The following is a 17,466-nucleotide window of genomic DNA, read 5'->3' as shown; positions in this document are numbered from 1 at the left end:
AAACTTTGAATTACTGAAAACAAATATAAGATAAAAATCGGAGAAAAAAGAGAAAAATAGCAGTTAAAGTGGCAGCAAAGATTGCTTATTCGGGAAATTCTTATAATTTTGCATTCATTGAAATAAATTTTAACATCTATATACAACTCACATGAACGTAGTTGACCGATTTTTACAATATGTGAAGTTTGACACTCAGAGTGACGAACTGACCAATCTCTGGCCCTCGACTCCGGGTCAGATGGAGTTTGCCCAGCATCTTGAAAAGGAGCTTCAGGCAATGGGTCTTGAGGATATCACCCTCGACGACAACGGATACCTCATGGCTACCCTCCCGGCAAATATCGAGACTCCTGTGCCTACCGTAGGTTTCATTGCCCATCTCGACACATCGCCCGACCTCTCCGGACGTCACGTGACCCCGCGCATCGTCAAGAACTATGAAGGCGGCGACATCACGCTGAACGCAGAGAAAGGGATTGTACTCTCTCCGAGAGAATTTCCCGAGCTGGACACCTATCGCGGGCAAGACCTTATCGTGACCGACGGCAACACCCTTCTCGGAGCCGACGACAAGGCGGGAATCGCCGAAATAATCTCGGCTGTCGACTACCTGATGAAGCATCCGGAGATAAAGCACGGAAAGATACGCATCGCGTTCAATCCCGACGAGGAGATAGGACAGGGAGCCCACAAATTTGACGTCGAGCAGTTTGGCGCCGACTTCGCCTACACAATGGATGGCGGAGAGATAGGCGAGCTTGAATATGAAAATTTCAACGCGGCCGTGGCAAAGGTAACCTTTACAGGACGCAACGTGCATCCCGGATATGCCAAGCACAAGATGATTAACTCCATCCGCATAGCCAACCAGTTCACTTCGATGCTCCCGCGCTGGGAAACACCGGAACATACCGAAGGCTACGAGGGATTTTATCATCTTATCTCTATTGAGGGAAATGTAGAAAAGACAGTCGTGACCTACATCATCCGCGACCATGACCGCGACCGCTTTGAGCGCCGAAAGAAAGAGCTGGAGCATCTCGTGAGAAAAATCAACAACGAGTTCCCCAACAGCACCTCAATCGAAATCAAGGATCAATATTACAACATGCGCGAGAAAATCGAGCCCGTCATGTATATAATCGACATCGCGGAAGATGCCATGCGCATAGCCGGAGTAGAGCCCCACGTAGTGCCGATCAGAGGCGGAACCGACGGCGCACAGCTATCGTTCAAGGGACTTCCCTGCCCTAACATTTTTGCCGGCGGATTGAACTTCCACGGCAGATACGAGTTCATCCCCATCCCCTCGATGGAGAAAGCGACTCAGGTGATTGTCGAAATCGCACGCATAGTAGCCGAGCGATAACGGACAATGCCAACGATTGAAAAGCCAATATTGGTCGTGATTACCGGGCCTACAGGCTCCGGCAAGACCGACTTGTCGATACAGCTGGCGCAGCGGCTTGGATGTGACATCATCTCAGCCGACTCGCGCCAGCTTTTCCACGACATCCCCATAGGGACTGCCGCGCCGTCACCGCAGCAGCTCGCAACCGTGACCCACCACTTTGTGGGCACTCTGTCGCTTGACGAATATTATAGTGCGGCGCGCTACGAAGAAGATGTAATGGCTTTGCTGCCGTCAATGTGGGAAAAGTCGCCCTACGCGGTCATGTGTGGCGGCTCCATGATGTATGTCGACGCGGTTACGCGCGGTATCGACGACCTGCCAACGGTAAGCGACAGTGTGCGCCGCCATGTCATGGACCTTTACGAGAGCGAGGGAATCGAGGGCATAAGGGCCACCCTTCGCAATCTCGACCCCGACTATCTCGCCATCGCCGACCCCGCAAACCACCGCCGCCTCATCCATGCCATCGAGATAAGCCTTGAGGCGGGACAGCCTTACTCATCACTGCGCACAGGCACAGTGAAAGAGCGTCCCTTCAAGACCGTAAAAATGATGATTGACTATCCGCGCGAAACATTGTTTGACCGCATCAACCGACGTGTCGACGCGATGATTGAAGCCGGATTCATCGAAGAAGCACGCCACGTCTACCCACTGCGCCACCTCAACTCGCTTAACACGGTAGGCTACAAAGAGATGTTTGCAGCCTTCGACGGCACTATGACGCTTGACACCGCTATCGAGCGCATGAAGAAAAACACACGCGTCTATGCAAAAAAGCAACTCACCTGGCTAAAACGCGACCCGTCAGTAATCCGCCTCAACCCCTCTACATCACTCACCGACGCCCTCGCCGCCCTCCGGCAGCAATAAACGAGTCATTCTACAGCTAAACATTGATTCACTTGCTAATACTCATGTCGGCATAACCGCCGAGAAGCAATAGTAAGCATAAGCCTACTGCCATATTTGTTGCATTGCAATTATTTCCGTATCTTTGCAACAATTCAAATCCACAATTATCACTCTATGCAAGAGAAAATAATAATCCTCGACTTCGGTTCGCAGACCACCCAGCTAATAGGGCGAAGAGTACGCGAGCTGAACACTTATTGCGAGATACTTCCCTACAACAAGTTCCCCCACGACGATCCGTCGGTGATTGGAGTGATTTTGTCGGGAAGCCCCTTCTCCGTCTACGACGAAAAAGCGTTCAAGGTCGACCTTAGCGAAATCCGCGGCAAATATCCGATACTCGGCATATGCTACGGAGCGCAGTATATCGCCTACACCAACGGCGGCACAGTAGAGCCCGCCGGCTCACGCGAATACGGAAGGGAACACCTCGAAAAGTTTGACAACAGCAACCCGCTCTTGCACGGTCTGCCTGAAAGGTCGCAGGTGTGGATGAGCCACGGCGACACCATCACTTCACTGCCTGACAACTTCAAGATTATCGCTTCGACTGAAAAAGTCGACAATGCGGCATATCAGATTGAGGGAGAAAAGGTGTGGGGCGTGCAGTTTCACCCCGAAGTATTCCACTCCACCGACGGCACAAAGCTTCTCAAAAACTTTGTTGTCGACATCTGTGGAAGCCGTCAGGACTGGAGCGCGGCGTCATTTATCGAAAGCACTGTAGCCTCTCTGAAAGAGCAGCTTGGCGATGACAAGGTAGTGCTTGGACTCAGCGGCGGTGTCGATTCATCGGTAGCCGCAGTCCTGCTCAATAAAGCTATCGGCAAAAACCTCACCTGTATATTTGTCGACCACGGAATGCTCCGCAAAAACGAGTTCAAAAACGTGCTTCACGACTACGAATGTCTCGGACTGAACGTAATCGGTGTAGACGCGTCGGAAAAGTTCTTCAGCGAGCTTGCAGGAGTGACCGACCCGGAGCGCAAGCGCAAGATTATAGGCAAAGGCTTCATCGATGTATTTGATGAAGAAGCCCACAAGATAAAAGATGTAAAATGGCTTGCCCAAGGCACCATCTACCCCGACTGCATCGAGTCGCTTTCAATCACCGGCACCACTATCAAGAGCCATCACAACGTAGGCGGTCTGCCCGAAAAGATGAATCTCCGTCTCTGCGAACCCCTCCGTCTGCTTTTCAAAGACGAGGTGAGAGCGGTAGGACGTGAGCTCGGCATGCCGGAACATCTAATAAAGCGCCATCCGTTCCCCGGACCCGGACTTGCCGTACGAATACTCGGCGACATCACCCCCGAAAAGGTGCGCATACTGCAGGATGCCGACGACATTTTCATCCAGGGTCTTCGCGACTGGGGTCTGTATGACCAGGTATGGCAGGCAGGAGTCGTGCTTCTTCCTGTGCAGAGTGTAGGCGTAATGGGCGATGAGCGCACCTATGAGCGTGCCGTCGCACTGCGTGCCGTCACCTCGACCGACGCCATGACCGCCGACTGGGCACACCTCCCCTACGACTTCATGGCAAAGGTGAGCAACGACATCATCCGCAAGGTAAGAGGAGTCAACCGCGTATGCTACGACATCTCCTCAAAGCCGCCGGCAACCATCGAGTGGGAATAACCGCCGGTTAAAACTTTTACAAAGCTTTCTGCATTATATAAGATGTAGAAAGCTTTGTTTTTTATGACCGATAATGATGTTTCAACTGTTGCGCAGGGCAAGGTCGACATTGCCACGATGCCTCTGCGCCCACGGCATTTCCTGGTACTGTTCATCGCCTCGCTCGGGCAGATGATAGGTCAGGGTCTCGCCACTCTCGTAGGCATAATCATCCCCCTCATACAGATTGCCGTACACCCCGAAATTTCAGCCGGGATGCAAGGTGTGCTGGGCTGCATATCATTAATAGGACTTACCTTCGGGGCAATCGTGTTCGGACGATTAAGCGACCGCTACGGCTACCTTCTGTTTTTCAGGCTATGTCCGGCTCTGATTATAGTCGCCTCCGTCATCGCCTTTTTCAGCGACTCGATGACTGTGCTTCTCCTGTGTCTTTTCGTTATGGGATTCAGTGTCGGAGGCGAATACAGCCTTGACTCCAACTACATATCAGAAATAATGCCGAAACGCTGGGGGCTGCTCATGGTAGGCGTGGCAAAAGCCTCGGCGGCGATAGGCAGCGTCATTGTCGCCGGCATCTGCTATCATGCGATAAACCGATGGCAGTCAGCCCATCCGTGGCATGACCTCTTGTTCATAATGACAGGGATAGCAGGGCTGATGCTGCTGCTCAGAATCCACTTTGCCCAAAGTCCCGGATGGCTTTTGTCAAGAGGCGACAGGGCTGCTGCGGAGAAGTCGGTACAGTTTTTCCTGGGTAAGGATGTCACACTTCCTCCCCAAAACCCGACAAGCCGGACCACAACAAAAGCTGCGTCAAAGAAAGAGTCGGGCAGCTTTCTTTCTCGCAACTTCAAGAAAGTGATATTCAGCGGGGTGCCGTGGGCGTGTGAGGGACTCGGTGTATATGGCATAGGCATATTTCTCCCTACCCTAATAATGTCGCTCGGCATCAACCGCCTGCCGGCCTCCGCCTCGCAGATTGACCATGTTATCAGTTCGGTAGAGGTCACAATCTGGCTCAGCGCCATAATGCTCATAGGATTTGTCCTTGGATTGATGCTGCTGAAACGTGTCTATCACGTAAAGATGCAGGCATGGGGCTTCTTCCTCAGCGCGATAGGGCTCGCCATGTTGCTCGCCGCCTACCGCCTTCACCTTCCCGACTGGATAGCAATCTCGTCATTCATGTTTTTTGAGCTGTTTCTTAACGCCGGACCTCACCTCATCACCTTTATATTGCCGACGCAGATTTACCCCGTGGAAACCCGTGGCACAGGAGTAGGCATGGCAGCGGCAATCGGTAAAATCGGTGCTGTGGCAGGCGCGTTCTTTATTCCGATGCTGCTTAAATGGGGCGGCTCGACGCTCGTGCTCTGGGTGTCCATCGCAGTGATGCTGGCCGGAGGTGTCGTCACGGCATGGCTCGGCAGGGAAGTGCTTCCCGAGCCTACTCGCGATAATAGACGCGCTTGACTCTGGAAGCGACCGATGTCAGCACCTCGTAAGGGATTGTGCCGAGTCGGTCGGCAAGCTCCATCACAGAGATATTCTTGCCGAATATCTCCACCGTGTCACCGACCTCGCAAGGGACGTCGGTAACATCTATCATGCAGATGTCCATGCAGATATTTCCTACCGTAGGACAGCGGTGACCATTGACAAGCACCGTGCAATTACCATTGCCAAGATGACGGTTAAGCCCGTCGGCATAACCGATCGGAATCGTGGCTATCCGCGAATGGCGCGACAACACACCGCGCCGGTTATAGCCGATGGTAGTCCCCGCCTCCCACTCTTTTATGGCAATAATCACAGTGCGCAGGGAGCTTACCGGCTGAAGGTCGCCCTGTGAATTATCGGGCAAAGTCGGGATACCATACAGGCATATACCAAGACGCACCATGTCATACTGATACTCCGGGAAGCGTGTTATCCCGGTCGAATTAAGTATATGACGCAGGATGTGATGGCTGAACCCTGCCTGTAGCACCTTGCTGCTGCGCTCAAATATCGCAAACTGCTCGCGCGTATAGTCATCCATCTCAGGAGAGTCGGCGGCGGCAAGATGACTGAACACTGAACGAGGCGAAATCACGTCCTGTCGCTGCAACACCTCTACAAGTCTCGGCATGTCGCTTTCAAGAAAACCGAGACGGTGCATGCCTGTATCGAGTTTTATATGAACAGGGAAGTTTTTCACTCCGTGGCGTTCGCCCTCCTTGATTATCTCATCAAGTATATCAAAGGAGTATATCTCCGGTTCCAGATTATGGGTAAACAGAGTAGTATAATTGACCACCTTGGGATTCATCACCATGAGAGGCATCGTGATACCCGCCTTGCGGAGGTCCATAGCCTCGTCAGGCACAGCGACTGCAAGGTAAGCCGCGCCCTGCGACTGAAGAGTCTTGGCAAGCTCATAGGAGCCTGCGCCATAGCCCGACGCCTTCACCATCGCCACAATACCGGTAGTAGGCTTGAGCCGTGACCGGAAATTGTTGAAATTGCTTACCACCGCGTCAAGATTCACCTCAAGCACAGTCTCATGCTGGCGCGCCTCAAGCAAGTCGTTAAGGCGGTTGAATCCGAATCGGTCGGCACCCTTTATCAGGATAAGCTCATTTCTGAAATCATCGGGGGTGACGGCGGCAAGAAACTCATCGGTCGACCTGTAAAAATCGGCATTAATGTCAAAACAGCCGGCATGGGCTGAAATCTCCTCCCCGATACCGATAAGACGGCTTATGCCTTTGCACTTCACAAGATGCGAGATATTACGGTAAAGTTCTCCCGGAGTCATCGTCTCGTGCATTACGTCGCTCAGTATCAGTGTCGAACTATGGTCGGCGGTGACACGCCGCTGCATGAAGTCAAGAGCCGGGCCAAGTGAATGATAGTCGCCGGTATAGGCGTCAAATATCAGCATGCAGTCATTGACACCCTCAATCACGTTAAGGCGCGTGCCTACAGGTGTCAGAGCCGCCATGCGCGACCTGATGTCACCGTCAGCCACTCCCATGAGCATCAGTACTATCTGAGCTACAATGGCGTTTTCGACCGATGCGGCATCAACAAAAGGAATTTCCGACATGCTCTCTTTTCCGTCAAAACGGCATATAATACGCGACATCTCGCCGCTACGCTCCACACTGACGCTCACGGGAGCATCAGGATTTTTACACGACCAGCCGACACGGCGCGCCTTGATTCCGGCATCGTCAATCGCCGCGTTCACATCCGGGTCGTCGACGCAATAGACCAATGTGTCACATCCGGTAAAAAGCTTAACTTTCTCGTCACATTTCTCCCTGCGCGAGCGGAAACCAACGGCATGTTCGCCGCCGACATTGGTGAGGATACCTATCGTAGGGTCTATCATCGGCTGAAGCTCAGCCATCTCCCCGGGCAGGGAGATACCCGCCTCAAATATACACAGCTCGCTCTCGTCATCAATCTCCCAGATTGAGAGAGGCACACCAATCTGGCTGTTATAGCTGCGCGGGCTTCTTACAATCCTGAAGTCATCCTGAAGCAACCTGTAAAGCCACTCTTTCAGAGTCGTCTTTCCCCGGCTGCCCGTAATCCCGACTACCGGGATTTCATAACGGTGACGATGACAGCGGGCTATCTTGTGCAAAGCCGCCATGACATCATCCACGACAAGGAAATTTACGTCCTCGCTCCCGGCAAGCCCCTCTGGAATCTCTTCTACAACAAAATTTCTTACTCCCTTTTCTATCAGCCCCTTTACATAACGGTGACCGTCATTATTAGGAGTGCGCAGGGCAAAGAACAATGATTCTTCAGGATAAGTAAGTGACCTTGAATCAGTAAGAAGCACTGATATGTAATAATTCGGATATACCGGCTCCTTCAGGTCGAGAAGCCCGGCAATTCCGGAAATACTGTATTTCATTTTAATCGCTGTTACGGGTGATGACTTTGTCAATATCGGCATATATACAAGCCGTCGCACCCAGATTGTGTTTTACGTAGTCGGCGGCGATTTTACCCGCCTTTGCAAGAGAGCCGCTGTCAGAGAACAGTCCGTCCATTATCGCGGCAAACTCCTGTTCGCTGCGGTAGGTAAAAGCGCCTCCCTCTGCAATCATCTCCTTTGCTTCCTTGAATTTATGGTAATTCGGACCGAATATCACAGGCATTCCGTAGACCGCCGCCTCATTTATATTATGTATGCCGACACCGAATCCTCCGCCTATATAGCCTATGTCACCGTAAGTGTAGATGCTCGACAGCTTGCCGTAGCAGTCCACTATCACGCAATCGGCATCAGCAGCGTCATCCACGGTCATCGCAGACAGGCGGCACACCTTCCGGCTGACAGCCGACTCTATCGCCGCGACGCGTTCAGGCGTCACCTCATGGGGGGCAATTATCAGCTTCAATTCAGGGTGAGAGTTGAAATATGGAATCAACCTCTCCTCATCGGGTCCCCAGGAGCTTCCGGCAATCATAATCACGCCACCGCTGTCTTTCATCGCCTTTATCTCCGGAATCTCCCTGACTCCCTTCATGATGTCAGTGACACGGTCAAAGCGGGTGTCGCCTGCGACCGAGACATTATTAATGCCGATTCCGGCAAGCAGCGCCCTTGACGGCTCATCCTGTACAAATATTTTTGTATAGCATTTTAGCATCGACCTCATCAAGCCGCCCCACGGTTTAAAAAACACTTGTGTCGGACGAAATATCGCGGAGATGATAAATGTAGGTATTCCGCGACGCCGGAGCTCCTGAAGATAGTTGCCCCAGAACTCATACTTTATAAACACGGCGAGCGACGGATTCACCAGATCAAGAAAACGCCTCACGTTACGCGGAGTGTCAAGCGGAAGGTAGCACACGGCATCGGCAAGCGGGAAATTCTTTTTCACCTCATAGCCCGACGGAGAGAAAAAGGTAAGCAATATCAGAGCGTCAGGATGATTGCGCTTGATCATCTCTATCATAGGGCGTCCCTGTTCAAACTCACCCGATGACGCCGCATGAAACCATATATAACGCTTCCCCGGCTTCAGCGTGGCTCGCAGATAATCAAGCGAGTCACGCTGTCCGTCACGGAGTTTTTTTACTTTTTCGTCGCGTAAGGCGGCAATTTTTATTCCTGTGCCAAATGCACGTATTGCAAAATTATACAGAGGATTCATGCCGGAAAAATGATGACCTGTCGTCGAGATACTTGCTTTATTCTGGTTTGATAGACTCGACGCCTTTCTTGATGCGGCTTATAGTCTCATCCTTGCCGAGCAGCTCTGTTATGTCAAACATATGGGGGCCCTTGCACTCTCCGACTACCGTCAGGCGGAACGCGTTCATCACGTTTCCGAGATGATAGCCCTTTGAGGCAATCCAGTCAAGCACCACCGGCTCAGCCGCCTTGCTGCTGAAATCGTCCATTGCGGCAAGCACTTCGACAAGTTCGCCCATGATGCGCGGAGTGTCTTCGCTCCAGCGCTTCTTTACATCCTTGGGATTGTAGGCGTCGGGAGCCTTGAAGAAGAATTTTGCCTGATCCCAGAGATCCTTGACAAAATATATACGACCTTTTACCATTCCTGTGGCGGCGGCTATATATTCGTCGGAAAAGTCGGCGGGATTCACGCCATTAGCTTCAAGCACCGGCTTGAACAGAGCGGCAAGACGCTCATCGGGAAGTTTCTGAAGATACTCGTGGTTAAACCAGCGTCCCTTTTCAAAGTCAAATTTCGCGCCTGACTTTGAGCAATGTCCGAAGTCAAATTTTTCAATAAGTTCATCCATCGACATTATCTCGCTGTCATCGCCGGGATTCCAGCCGAGAAGTGCAAGGAAATTGACAACCGCCTCGGGCAGATAACCCGATTCACGATAGCCCGACGACACTTCGCCGCCTTCCGGATGCCACTCAAGCGGGAATACCGGGAAACCAAGCCTGTCGCCGTCACGCTTGCTGAGCTTGCCCTTTCCGTCGGGCTTCAGCAGCAACGGCAGATGCACAAACGAAGGCGCCGTGTCGCTCCAGCCAAACGCCTCATAGAGCAGCACGTGGAGCGGAGCCGACGGAAGCCACTCCTCGCCGCGTATCACATGTGACACCTCCATCAGATGGTCGTCGACGATATTGGCAAGATGATAGGTGGGCAGGTCGTCGGAACTCTTATAGAGCACCTTGTCATCAAGAACGGAAGAGTTTATCTTCACCTCACCGCGAAGAAGGTCGTTGACAACCACGTCGATGCCCGGCTCAATCTTGAACCTCACTACATACTGGGCTCCCTCGTCGATAAGGCGTTTCACCTCTTCGGCGGGAAGTGACAGCGAGTTGCGCATTGAATCACGCGTCGAGGCGTCATACTGAAAGTTGGCAATCTCCCCGCGCTTAGCCTCAAGCTCGGCGGGAGTGTCAAAGGCGATATAGGCTTTTCCTGCGTCAAGCAGCATCTTGACATGCTCGCGATATATGTCGCGTCGCTCGCTCTGCTTGTAAGGTCCGTAAGCGCCGCCTTCCCTGACACCTTCGTCGATGCCGATTCCGAGCCACGCAAGCGCCTCGTTGATATAATCCTCAGCTCCCGGCACAAAACGATGGGAGTCGGTATCCTCGATACGCAGTATCATGTCGCCGCCATGTTTGCGGGCAAATAGATAATTATATAACGCTGTGCGCACTCCGCCTATATGCAGCGGGCCCGTAGGTGACGGGGCAAACCTTACTCTGACTTTACGATCCATCTTAATGACTAATTGTTAAAAAGTGCCGCAAAGTTACTAATAAAATACGACATAACAGCCCACTTACGCCACTTTACCTGCAAAAACTTTTCTTGACCGACTGTCTGACACCCGGCACAAATCCACCTCCGGTGAAAATCCCGTTGAGACTGAACTAATTGCACACGCTATTGTTATTAACATTAAATTAACATTTACAATTATGTCAAAATCTATTTCTGTACTTCTCGGCTCACTTGCAATAGGCGTTGCGGCAACTATGACTTATTGTAGTAATCACGCTAAATTCATCGGCACATGGACAGCCATAAACCCGGTCAACATCACGGCTCAGATACCGGGTGCATCTTCGGCATCATCACTTGTGACAATCGACTTCATCGACAATCTGCAAAAAAACGGCGGAGCGGTAAATCTGCAAAGCGTTATAAACGTGACCCGCTCTATTGACGCCGACTCCCTCTCAGCCGGTCAGCCCTACGAGGTGAAGCTCGAGGCAAAGGCTTCAGTCGACGGCACCTGGCACTACGACATCGACGATGACGACGACCTCCTTCTCGCTCTCGACCTCTCAAAACTCAATGTCGACATCGACCCGGGCAAGATAACATTCACCCAGCCGGCGGCGACAGTCGTGCCACAGGTTCATCTTGACTCTCTCGCACTAAAATATGTCGATACGTGGAAACGCGACCTTACCGGGGTGATAGCCGACGACTTGTCACGCTATACCGTCATTGAAGATATAGAGGTAAGCAAGGACGGCGACATGCTCTCTTTTGAGACACAGTCACCGGAAGCAAAACTCCACTTCCGTCGCGACATCAAATAAATTACCGCCCACAGGCGTCATCCACAGTGACGCCTGACCTTACAGTCATCACAAATCCTCCACGTGGCAGCAGGCTTATAACCGACGGCACAGAGGTGTCAGACAAGACACTCCATCCGCCGTCAGAATCGGTAATAAGCACCGCTGCCTCTTCGTTTGCCTCAGGCAGCAGCGACATGTCAATCCTGACCTCACGCCTGCTGTCGCTGCCGTTAATGCCGGCGACATACCACAAGTCAGCCTTGCGACGCGCGATGACAGCATATTCTCCGGGATAGCCGCCGAGCAACACCGTGTCATCCCACGCGGTGGGTAGCGCCGTCAAAAAATCCCTTATCACCGCGGGCTGTGACAGAAAACTTTCAGGACGGTCGGCAAGATGCTGGATTCCCGATTCATACATCACGGTCAGCGCAAGTTCATGGGCATCGGTTGTGACATGAGGATGCTGCGAGTCAGTAAACGCACACGGTGTATAGTCCATTGACCCTATGACATTGCGCGTAAACGGCAATGTGGCGTTATGTGAAGCGGCACGGTCAGTGAATGTCGGTACATTATTGTACCATTCCGCACCATATACAGCCTCCACGCTTACAAGATTAGGATAGGTGCGCTGCTGCCCGCGAGGTATGGTAGCGCCGTGGAAGTTTACCAGCAGGTTATGACGCGCGGCACATTCAAGCAGCTCCGTCATGTAACGGAGATTGCGGTTATCATCGCCGGAAAAAAAGTCAATCTTCACCCCGGCGATGCCGTTTACCTGACACCAGGCAAACTCTCGCTCGCGATCCTCAGGAGTATTCAGCCGGAATTTCGGACCCGGAGCCCCGTCGACCCAGCCTATTGAAGAATTATACCATATCATCGGCTTCACTCCCTTTTCATGGGCATAGGCGACTGCGTCAAGCACACTTTTACCATCCTTCATCTCGTCCCACTCCGCATCAATCAACACATAAGGCAGATTCATCTCACATGCCATGTCAACATAGCGGCATATTATATCATAATCATTTGACCCGTGATTATAAGCCCAGTAGACCCATGACGCAACTCCGGGAGCTATCCATGAGGTGTCATGAATACGCGACGGCTGTGCATTGTCATTAACAAGAGTGGAGCCGACAACGCCGGGAAGAGTGCCGATTATTGCCGTCTGCCACCCCGACGACTCTTCCCCGTCAGGTCTTATGTCAAACAATCCGGCTCCGTCCACCGCATACAGGCTTGATGCTGCAGAATTCTCGTCAACACCCGATTCCGACAGGAGCATGAACAATTCCTTATCACCATATTCAAAAAGTGCCGGATAGCCGATTCTCATACCTTCCGACAGGTCTTCTCGGTCTCGCTCATAGAAGCCCTCGTAACAGTCGGTCCACTTCATTAGCCATGAATGGGAAAAGCCTGCCACATCAATCCCGTAACCGTGACACCCGCTCCACGCCACTCCGTCGTCAGAGACTCTCACATTTACCGTATCGCCCGACTCAAGCAGATACCCCGACTCGCGGTAACGGTTATGACACCTCTTCCGCTTTCCGGTTATCATCGTGTAGTCCACGTCATGTATTCCTCTGTCAACTACGCCGGTTATCTTTCCACATTCGAGTGTCAGCACCTTCCGCCACTCGCCGCCGGCATTTCCCGTGACGACAAGAGCCGTATCACCTTCAGCCGACACCCTTATCCTGTCGCCCGGCGACTGCTGCGCCGACAACGCCGCGCCCGACATAATAAAAACCGATGTCAATATATTTTTTATCATAATCTTATTGTCAATTCCGTTCCGTCATAGTCCACAGTCTTCTCGCCATAAGGACTTACAATCCTGAGCGTCCTCACTGAAGGCATACCGGGATACTCACCGCAACGGCTGCCGACTTTAAGTGTGCGCTCCCCGTCATTCCATGCCATCGCCACCGTCATGCGGCTCCCTTTTTCAAAATTATAATTATCGCCTTCGTCTTCATAAAACATAAATTCCGCATCAGCGCCCGGATAGACATTAACGGTTATATCGCCGCCTATCTGTGCATCGGCATACTCCACCGCGTCGCCGCCCGCTATTATCGAGCCACCGCGCACAAAAAGAGGTATGCGCCCGAGCGGCGCGTCACAGTCAATCCACCGCCCGCCGTCATGGCTCTCACCGGTGAAATAGTCAATCCACTTCCGGCCTCCGTCAAGCGCGGGCAGATACACCTTACGGGAGACGGCACCGGGATAGGTCACCGGACACACGAGTATGTCGCCAAACATGTATTCATCCTTTATATCGCGCACATTGACGTCATCGGCAAAGTCAAATGCAAGATGCCTCGCAATGCTGTAGCCGCCGAGTGTCTGCCTGAAAGCGAGGCTGTATATATAAGGTATCAGCCTGTAGCGCAGCTCAATCATGCCGAGTATCGCGTCGTAATACTTTGACCCGGGTTCTCCGAAACGCCATATCTCGCGCGGAGTGTCACTGCCGTGACTGCGTAGCACAGGCAGGAATGTAGCCCACTGGAACATGCGCACATAATATTCCTTATATCCGTCATCGTCCACCCCGGCAGGAAAATCGCCGCAGCGAAACCATCGCCCGTCACGTGCCGTGAAAAACGACCCTACATCTACCGTCCAGTAGGGATTACCCGTAGCCATGTAGTTCAGTCCCGAAGGTATCTGCTGCCTGAACGACCGCCATGACGCATGAGTGTCGCCGTTCCACACGATTGTGCCGTAGCGCTGCTGCCCCGAGTAGCTTGAACGGGTAAGATTGACCACCCTCTTGCGGTCGGTTGCAAGACGCTGGTTTTCATATATGCCCCGGGAGTGATAGAGCGAATAAAGGCTGCTGCGTTCCATGCCGAGCGCATCGGAAAGTATATCCTTGTTCAGGTGCCAGCGGCGCTCATGGTCATCCCAGCCGTAATCCTTGCCGTCGACAGGCTCCGGCATGCGGTTCCAGTCTCCGTCAAGCGGCTCGCTGCTGTCACACCACCACGCGTCAAAACCCCTTGAAAAGAACTCCCTGTCGGCATAGCTCCAGTAATATCTGCGCGCGGCAGGATTAAACGCGTCATACACGGAGTGTTCAAGCATATATCCCTTCTCGCGGAAATCGCGCTCTTGCGGACAATACTGAGGATTGGGCCATATACTCACCATAAGCCGGGCATTCATCGAGTGGACTGAATCGGCAAGAGCCTTAGGGTCGGGATAATACCGGGAATCCATCTTCATGTAGCCCCATCCCTCGGGCCAGTAGTTCCAGTCCTGTACAATCATGTCGACGGGGACATGACGCCGGCGGTATTCCGCAAGGGTCGACAGCAGGTCGTCGCTGCTGACATAGCGCTCCTTTGACTGTATATAGCCGAATATGTAGCGTGGCATCATGGAGACACCGCCTGTAAGATAACGGTATTGCGCCACGACATCCTCAAGCCGCTCCCCTTTCATGAAATAATAGTCAACTTCGGCTGCCGCCTCATATGTGACCGACCCGGCGTCAAATTTCATCGCACACCCGGCGTCAAACAAGATGCCGTAACCGCCCGTCGAGACAATCACCGGCACCGTTGCCTTGAGATTATGCTGAGTGAGATAAAGCGTCTTGCCGTTAAGATCCATATAGTCTTCCATGTGAGAGCCGAGTCCGTAAAGGGCTTCGGATGGAGAAAAGGCGAAATTGTTGACGTAGCGCGTCGACACTCCTACGGTGTCGCGCCTTACGACATCCTTGACTGTCACTTTGCCGTTTGCCGTCTCTTCCATCCGTGCCGACGCATCGTCATACACGATTTTCTCACTGACAACCCGCTCTCCACTGCGTGGTGTATCGGCATTTTCTGCAAGCAGCAGTTTTCCTGCCGCCCGGTCTTTAAACACCAATGCCCCGGTCCTCTTATCCATTTCGACAAGCAGCTCTGAGGTAGAGTAAACGACCTTCCCGCCTTCATTCGCGGAATTGACCGTAAAACATGAATCGCCGTAGACGGTGACCCCTGTGTCATTTCCCCGCAGACTGTCGTTCACCGTCCATCTTATCCTGGCGATGGAAGGGGTGATGAAACTGACTTCGGGCAATTTCTCCGCAGCTGTCACCGACAGCGAGCCTACCGACAATAAAAGATATAAGGATTTCCGTAACATGACATGATGGTATTGTTCACCGCAAAGATAGACATCTATCCCGGCTCGATCACCGACATTGTGTTACAGAATCCTCTTAAAAGGTAACATTGGAGGCTATATGCCGTGACAAAATGCTCATATCGCGGAGGGACTGCCCGTAAAATAGGCTCTCACCTTGCCGAGCGGCAACTGTCCCTCAAGCTGGACGGGGATACGCGTCGCGTCGGTGCTTATCCATGTGTCCATCGCGTCTGACGACACTTTCCCGTTCTGGGTGAACGTAAAGCTCAGGTGAAATGTGCGCCACCTGTATTTCCCGAGTTTGATATCCTCTATCCCGTCATAGCGCACGGTAAGCTGCTCCACGCTCTTTCCCGAAAACACATTCATGCTCACAACTTCACCGGGGCGCATCGACTCGAAGTCGAGTGTGCGTAGATAATAGAACACCGACAGCATGTCGACTGTCCTTCCTGTGGCATGAAGCACCGTCTCCGAGGTAGTGACAGGGCCGCCGTTTTTCGACTTCCAGCGTTCGGCATATCCGGTCACCTCGTCGCCATTGCGCTCATAGCGCACGACATCGCGCCCGTAGCGCGAGCCTTCATGGGAGATTTTGGTGTACAGTTCCGGCAGGCAGCCCTCACGCAGCATGGTCGACTTCAGGGTGTCGCGCACCATGAATATCTTGTCGGCCCAGGGGAGGGTGCGCGCTGACAGTTTCGCGTAATAATGGTTGCCGTCACTACGCAGCGACAACACCGCGCTCGCCGCATCCTTGTTGACAAGCCCCCACTTATACATTATCATATAATTAAGATCCTCGTCGGGGAGGTCAAGAGCGGCAACACGCGCCGGCATCAACGCCCCAGCAAGCAGCATCACAGCCGCAACTATACCATAGATATTAATTCTCTTCTTCATCGGTCTGCATTTATTAATGTTCCTTTACCTCTCCGCTTCTTGAAAGTTCAAGAAACGGCAGCGCGTCACGCACCGACTGCTCTATCCTCTTGTTGCGCCAGCACTTCCGGCACACGGCTATATAACGGTCGTCGCCGCCTATCTCCACCTGCTCGCCGTCGGTCACAAAATCGCCGTTGGCGTCGATACGCGCGTTGACTATCGTCTTTCGGCCGCAACTGCACGTGCTCTTTATCTCGTCAATCGTGTCGGCTATCTCGAAAAGACGGCGCGAACCCTCAAAAAGCCTCGTGCGGAAATCGGTGCGCAGTCCGTAGCATATCACGTTGCTGCCGTAGTCATCAACCACTCGCGCGAGCTGGTCGACCTGGTCGGATGTCAGAAACTGCGCCTCATCGATAAGAAACCAGTCGATTACCGTCATCGTATGCTCAAACATCTCCTGGGCAAGATGATAAAGGTCGGTGTCAGGATAAATCCACATGCACTTCCGCTCGATGCCTATGCGCGAACGTATCACATTCTCTTTCTCCCTCGTGTCGACCACAGGCTTCAGGCATGCATAAGTCATGTTACGCTCCTCAAAGTTGTAGGCGGTCGTAAGCAGCAAAGCGGTCTTTGCCGACCCCATAGTGCCGTAACGAAAATATAGTTTACCTTTCCGGTTCATCTTACATTATAATTATATTTCAAACGTAAAGATATGCAGAATAGTTGAATCTCCCGACATTTAAGGCGCTTTTTCACGTTCATATAATCAAATCACCACTTTTCTCCTCACAATAGTGTTAAATTCTTGCAAGTTATATTTTAATTATTTAATTTTGCGACAGTGTAATGTTTTGCGATTATACATTAAGGAAAATTTAGTTAAATT

General features: G+C 52.2%; 12 protein-coding genes. 5 read left to right on the top strand and 7 right to left on the bottom strand.

The window, feature by feature from the left end:
* Positions 1-151 precede the first annotated feature (151 nt).
* The 4 genes from pepT to E4T81_RS14385 all read left to right on the top strand — a co-directional run bounded on the left by pepT (position 152) and on the right by E4T81_RS14385 (position 5,446).
* Positions 152-1,372 carry a peptidase T gene (pepT, locus tag E4T81_RS14400; protein WP_135045817.1) on the top strand — a complete coding sequence of 407 codons (1,221 nt, stop codon included), beginning with the start codon at positions 152-154 and terminating at the stop codon, positions 1,370-1,372.
* A 6-nt stretch (positions 1,373-1,378) separates the two neighbouring features.
* A complete protein-coding gene (miaA, locus tag E4T81_RS14395) occupies positions 1,379-2,290 on the top strand; it encodes a tRNA (adenosine(37)-N6)-dimethylallyltransferase MiaA (RefSeq protein WP_245207096.1) in 912 nt (303 codons plus the stop codon).
* A 156-nt stretch (positions 2,291-2,446) separates the two neighbouring features.
* Complete coding sequence (gene guaA, locus E4T81_RS14390; RefSeq protein ID WP_135045815.1) at positions 2,447-3,970, top strand: glutamine-hydrolyzing GMP synthase; 1,524 nt, start codon at positions 2,447-2,449, stop codon at positions 3,968-3,970.
* 63 nt (positions 3,971-4,033) lie between these two features.
* Positions 4,034-5,446 (top strand): MFS transporter, encoded by a 1,413-nt coding sequence (locus E4T81_RS14385; protein WP_135045813.1) that lies wholly within the window; start codon positions 4,034-4,036, stop codon positions 5,444-5,446.
* On the opposite strand, the gene E4T81_RS14380 is transcribed toward E4T81_RS14385, so the two are convergent.
* The 3 genes from E4T81_RS14380 to gltX are packed head-to-tail and all read right to left on the bottom strand — an operon-like array spanning position 5,421 to position 10,705.
* Complete coding sequence (locus tag E4T81_RS14380) at positions 5,421-7,889, bottom strand: bifunctional UDP-N-acetylmuramoyl-tripeptide:D-alanyl-D-alanine ligase/alanine racemase (RefSeq protein ID WP_135045811.1); 2,469 nt, start codon at positions 7,887-7,889, stop codon at positions 5,421-5,423. The genes E4T81_RS14385 and E4T81_RS14380 overlap by 26 nt on opposite strands.
* A gap of 1 nt (position 7,890) precedes the next feature.
* Entirely contained in the window at positions 7,891-9,141 is a 1,251-nt protein-coding gene (locus E4T81_RS14375; RefSeq protein WP_135045809.1) for a 3-deoxy-D-manno-octulosonic acid transferase, read from the bottom strand.
* Positions 9,142-9,178: 37 nt separating this feature from the next.
* Positions 9,179-10,705, bottom strand: coding sequence for a glutamate--tRNA ligase (gene gltX, locus E4T81_RS14370; protein WP_135045807.1), 1,527 nt, complete (start codon positions 10,703-10,705; stop codon positions 9,179-9,181).
* Positions 10,706-10,907: 202 nt separating this feature from the next.
* Here gltX and E4T81_RS14365 point away from each other — a divergent pair, with 202 nt between their 5' ends.
* Complete coding sequence (locus E4T81_RS14365) at positions 10,908-11,537, top strand: hypothetical protein (RefSeq protein ID WP_135045805.1); 630 nt, start codon at positions 10,908-10,910, stop codon at positions 11,535-11,537.
* A 1-nt stretch (position 11,538) separates the two neighbouring features.
* Here the strand turns inward: E4T81_RS14365 and E4T81_RS14360 are convergent, their stop codons facing one another.
* From E4T81_RS14360 to E4T81_RS14345, 4 genes are all read right to left on the bottom strand, one after another.
* Complete coding sequence (locus E4T81_RS14360) at positions 11,539-13,308, bottom strand: glycoside hydrolase family 97 protein (RefSeq protein WP_245207095.1); 1,770 nt, start codon at positions 13,306-13,308, stop codon at positions 11,539-11,541.
* The gene (locus tag E4T81_RS14355) at positions 13,305-15,683 is read right to left on the bottom strand and encodes a TIM-barrel domain-containing protein (RefSeq protein WP_135045803.1); all 2,379 of its coding nucleotides are present in this window, start codon (positions 15,681-15,683) and stop codon (positions 13,305-13,307) included. The genes E4T81_RS14360 and E4T81_RS14355 overlap by 4 nt, the downstream gene beginning before the upstream one ends.
* Positions 15,684-15,800: 117 nt before the next feature.
* Positions 15,801-16,589 carry a DUF3108 domain-containing protein gene (locus tag E4T81_RS14350; RefSeq protein ID WP_135045801.1) on the bottom strand — a complete coding sequence of 263 codons (789 nt, stop codon included), beginning with the start codon at positions 16,587-16,589 and terminating at the stop codon, positions 15,801-15,803.
* A 13-nt stretch (positions 16,590-16,602) separates the two neighbouring features.
* Positions 16,603-17,259, bottom strand: coding sequence for a thymidine kinase (locus E4T81_RS14345; protein WP_135045799.1), 657 nt, complete (start codon positions 17,257-17,259; stop codon positions 16,603-16,605).
* Between the last annotated feature and the right edge of the window lie 207 nt (positions 17,260-17,466).

Source organism: Barnesiella sp. WM24 (assembly GCF_004570975.1).
Classification (GTDB): domain Bacteria; phylum Bacteroidota; class Bacteroidia; order Bacteroidales; family Muribaculaceae; genus Muribaculum.
Note: the sequence above shows the minus strand (reverse complement) of the source record. Positions and strands in the feature narration are given on the sequence as shown.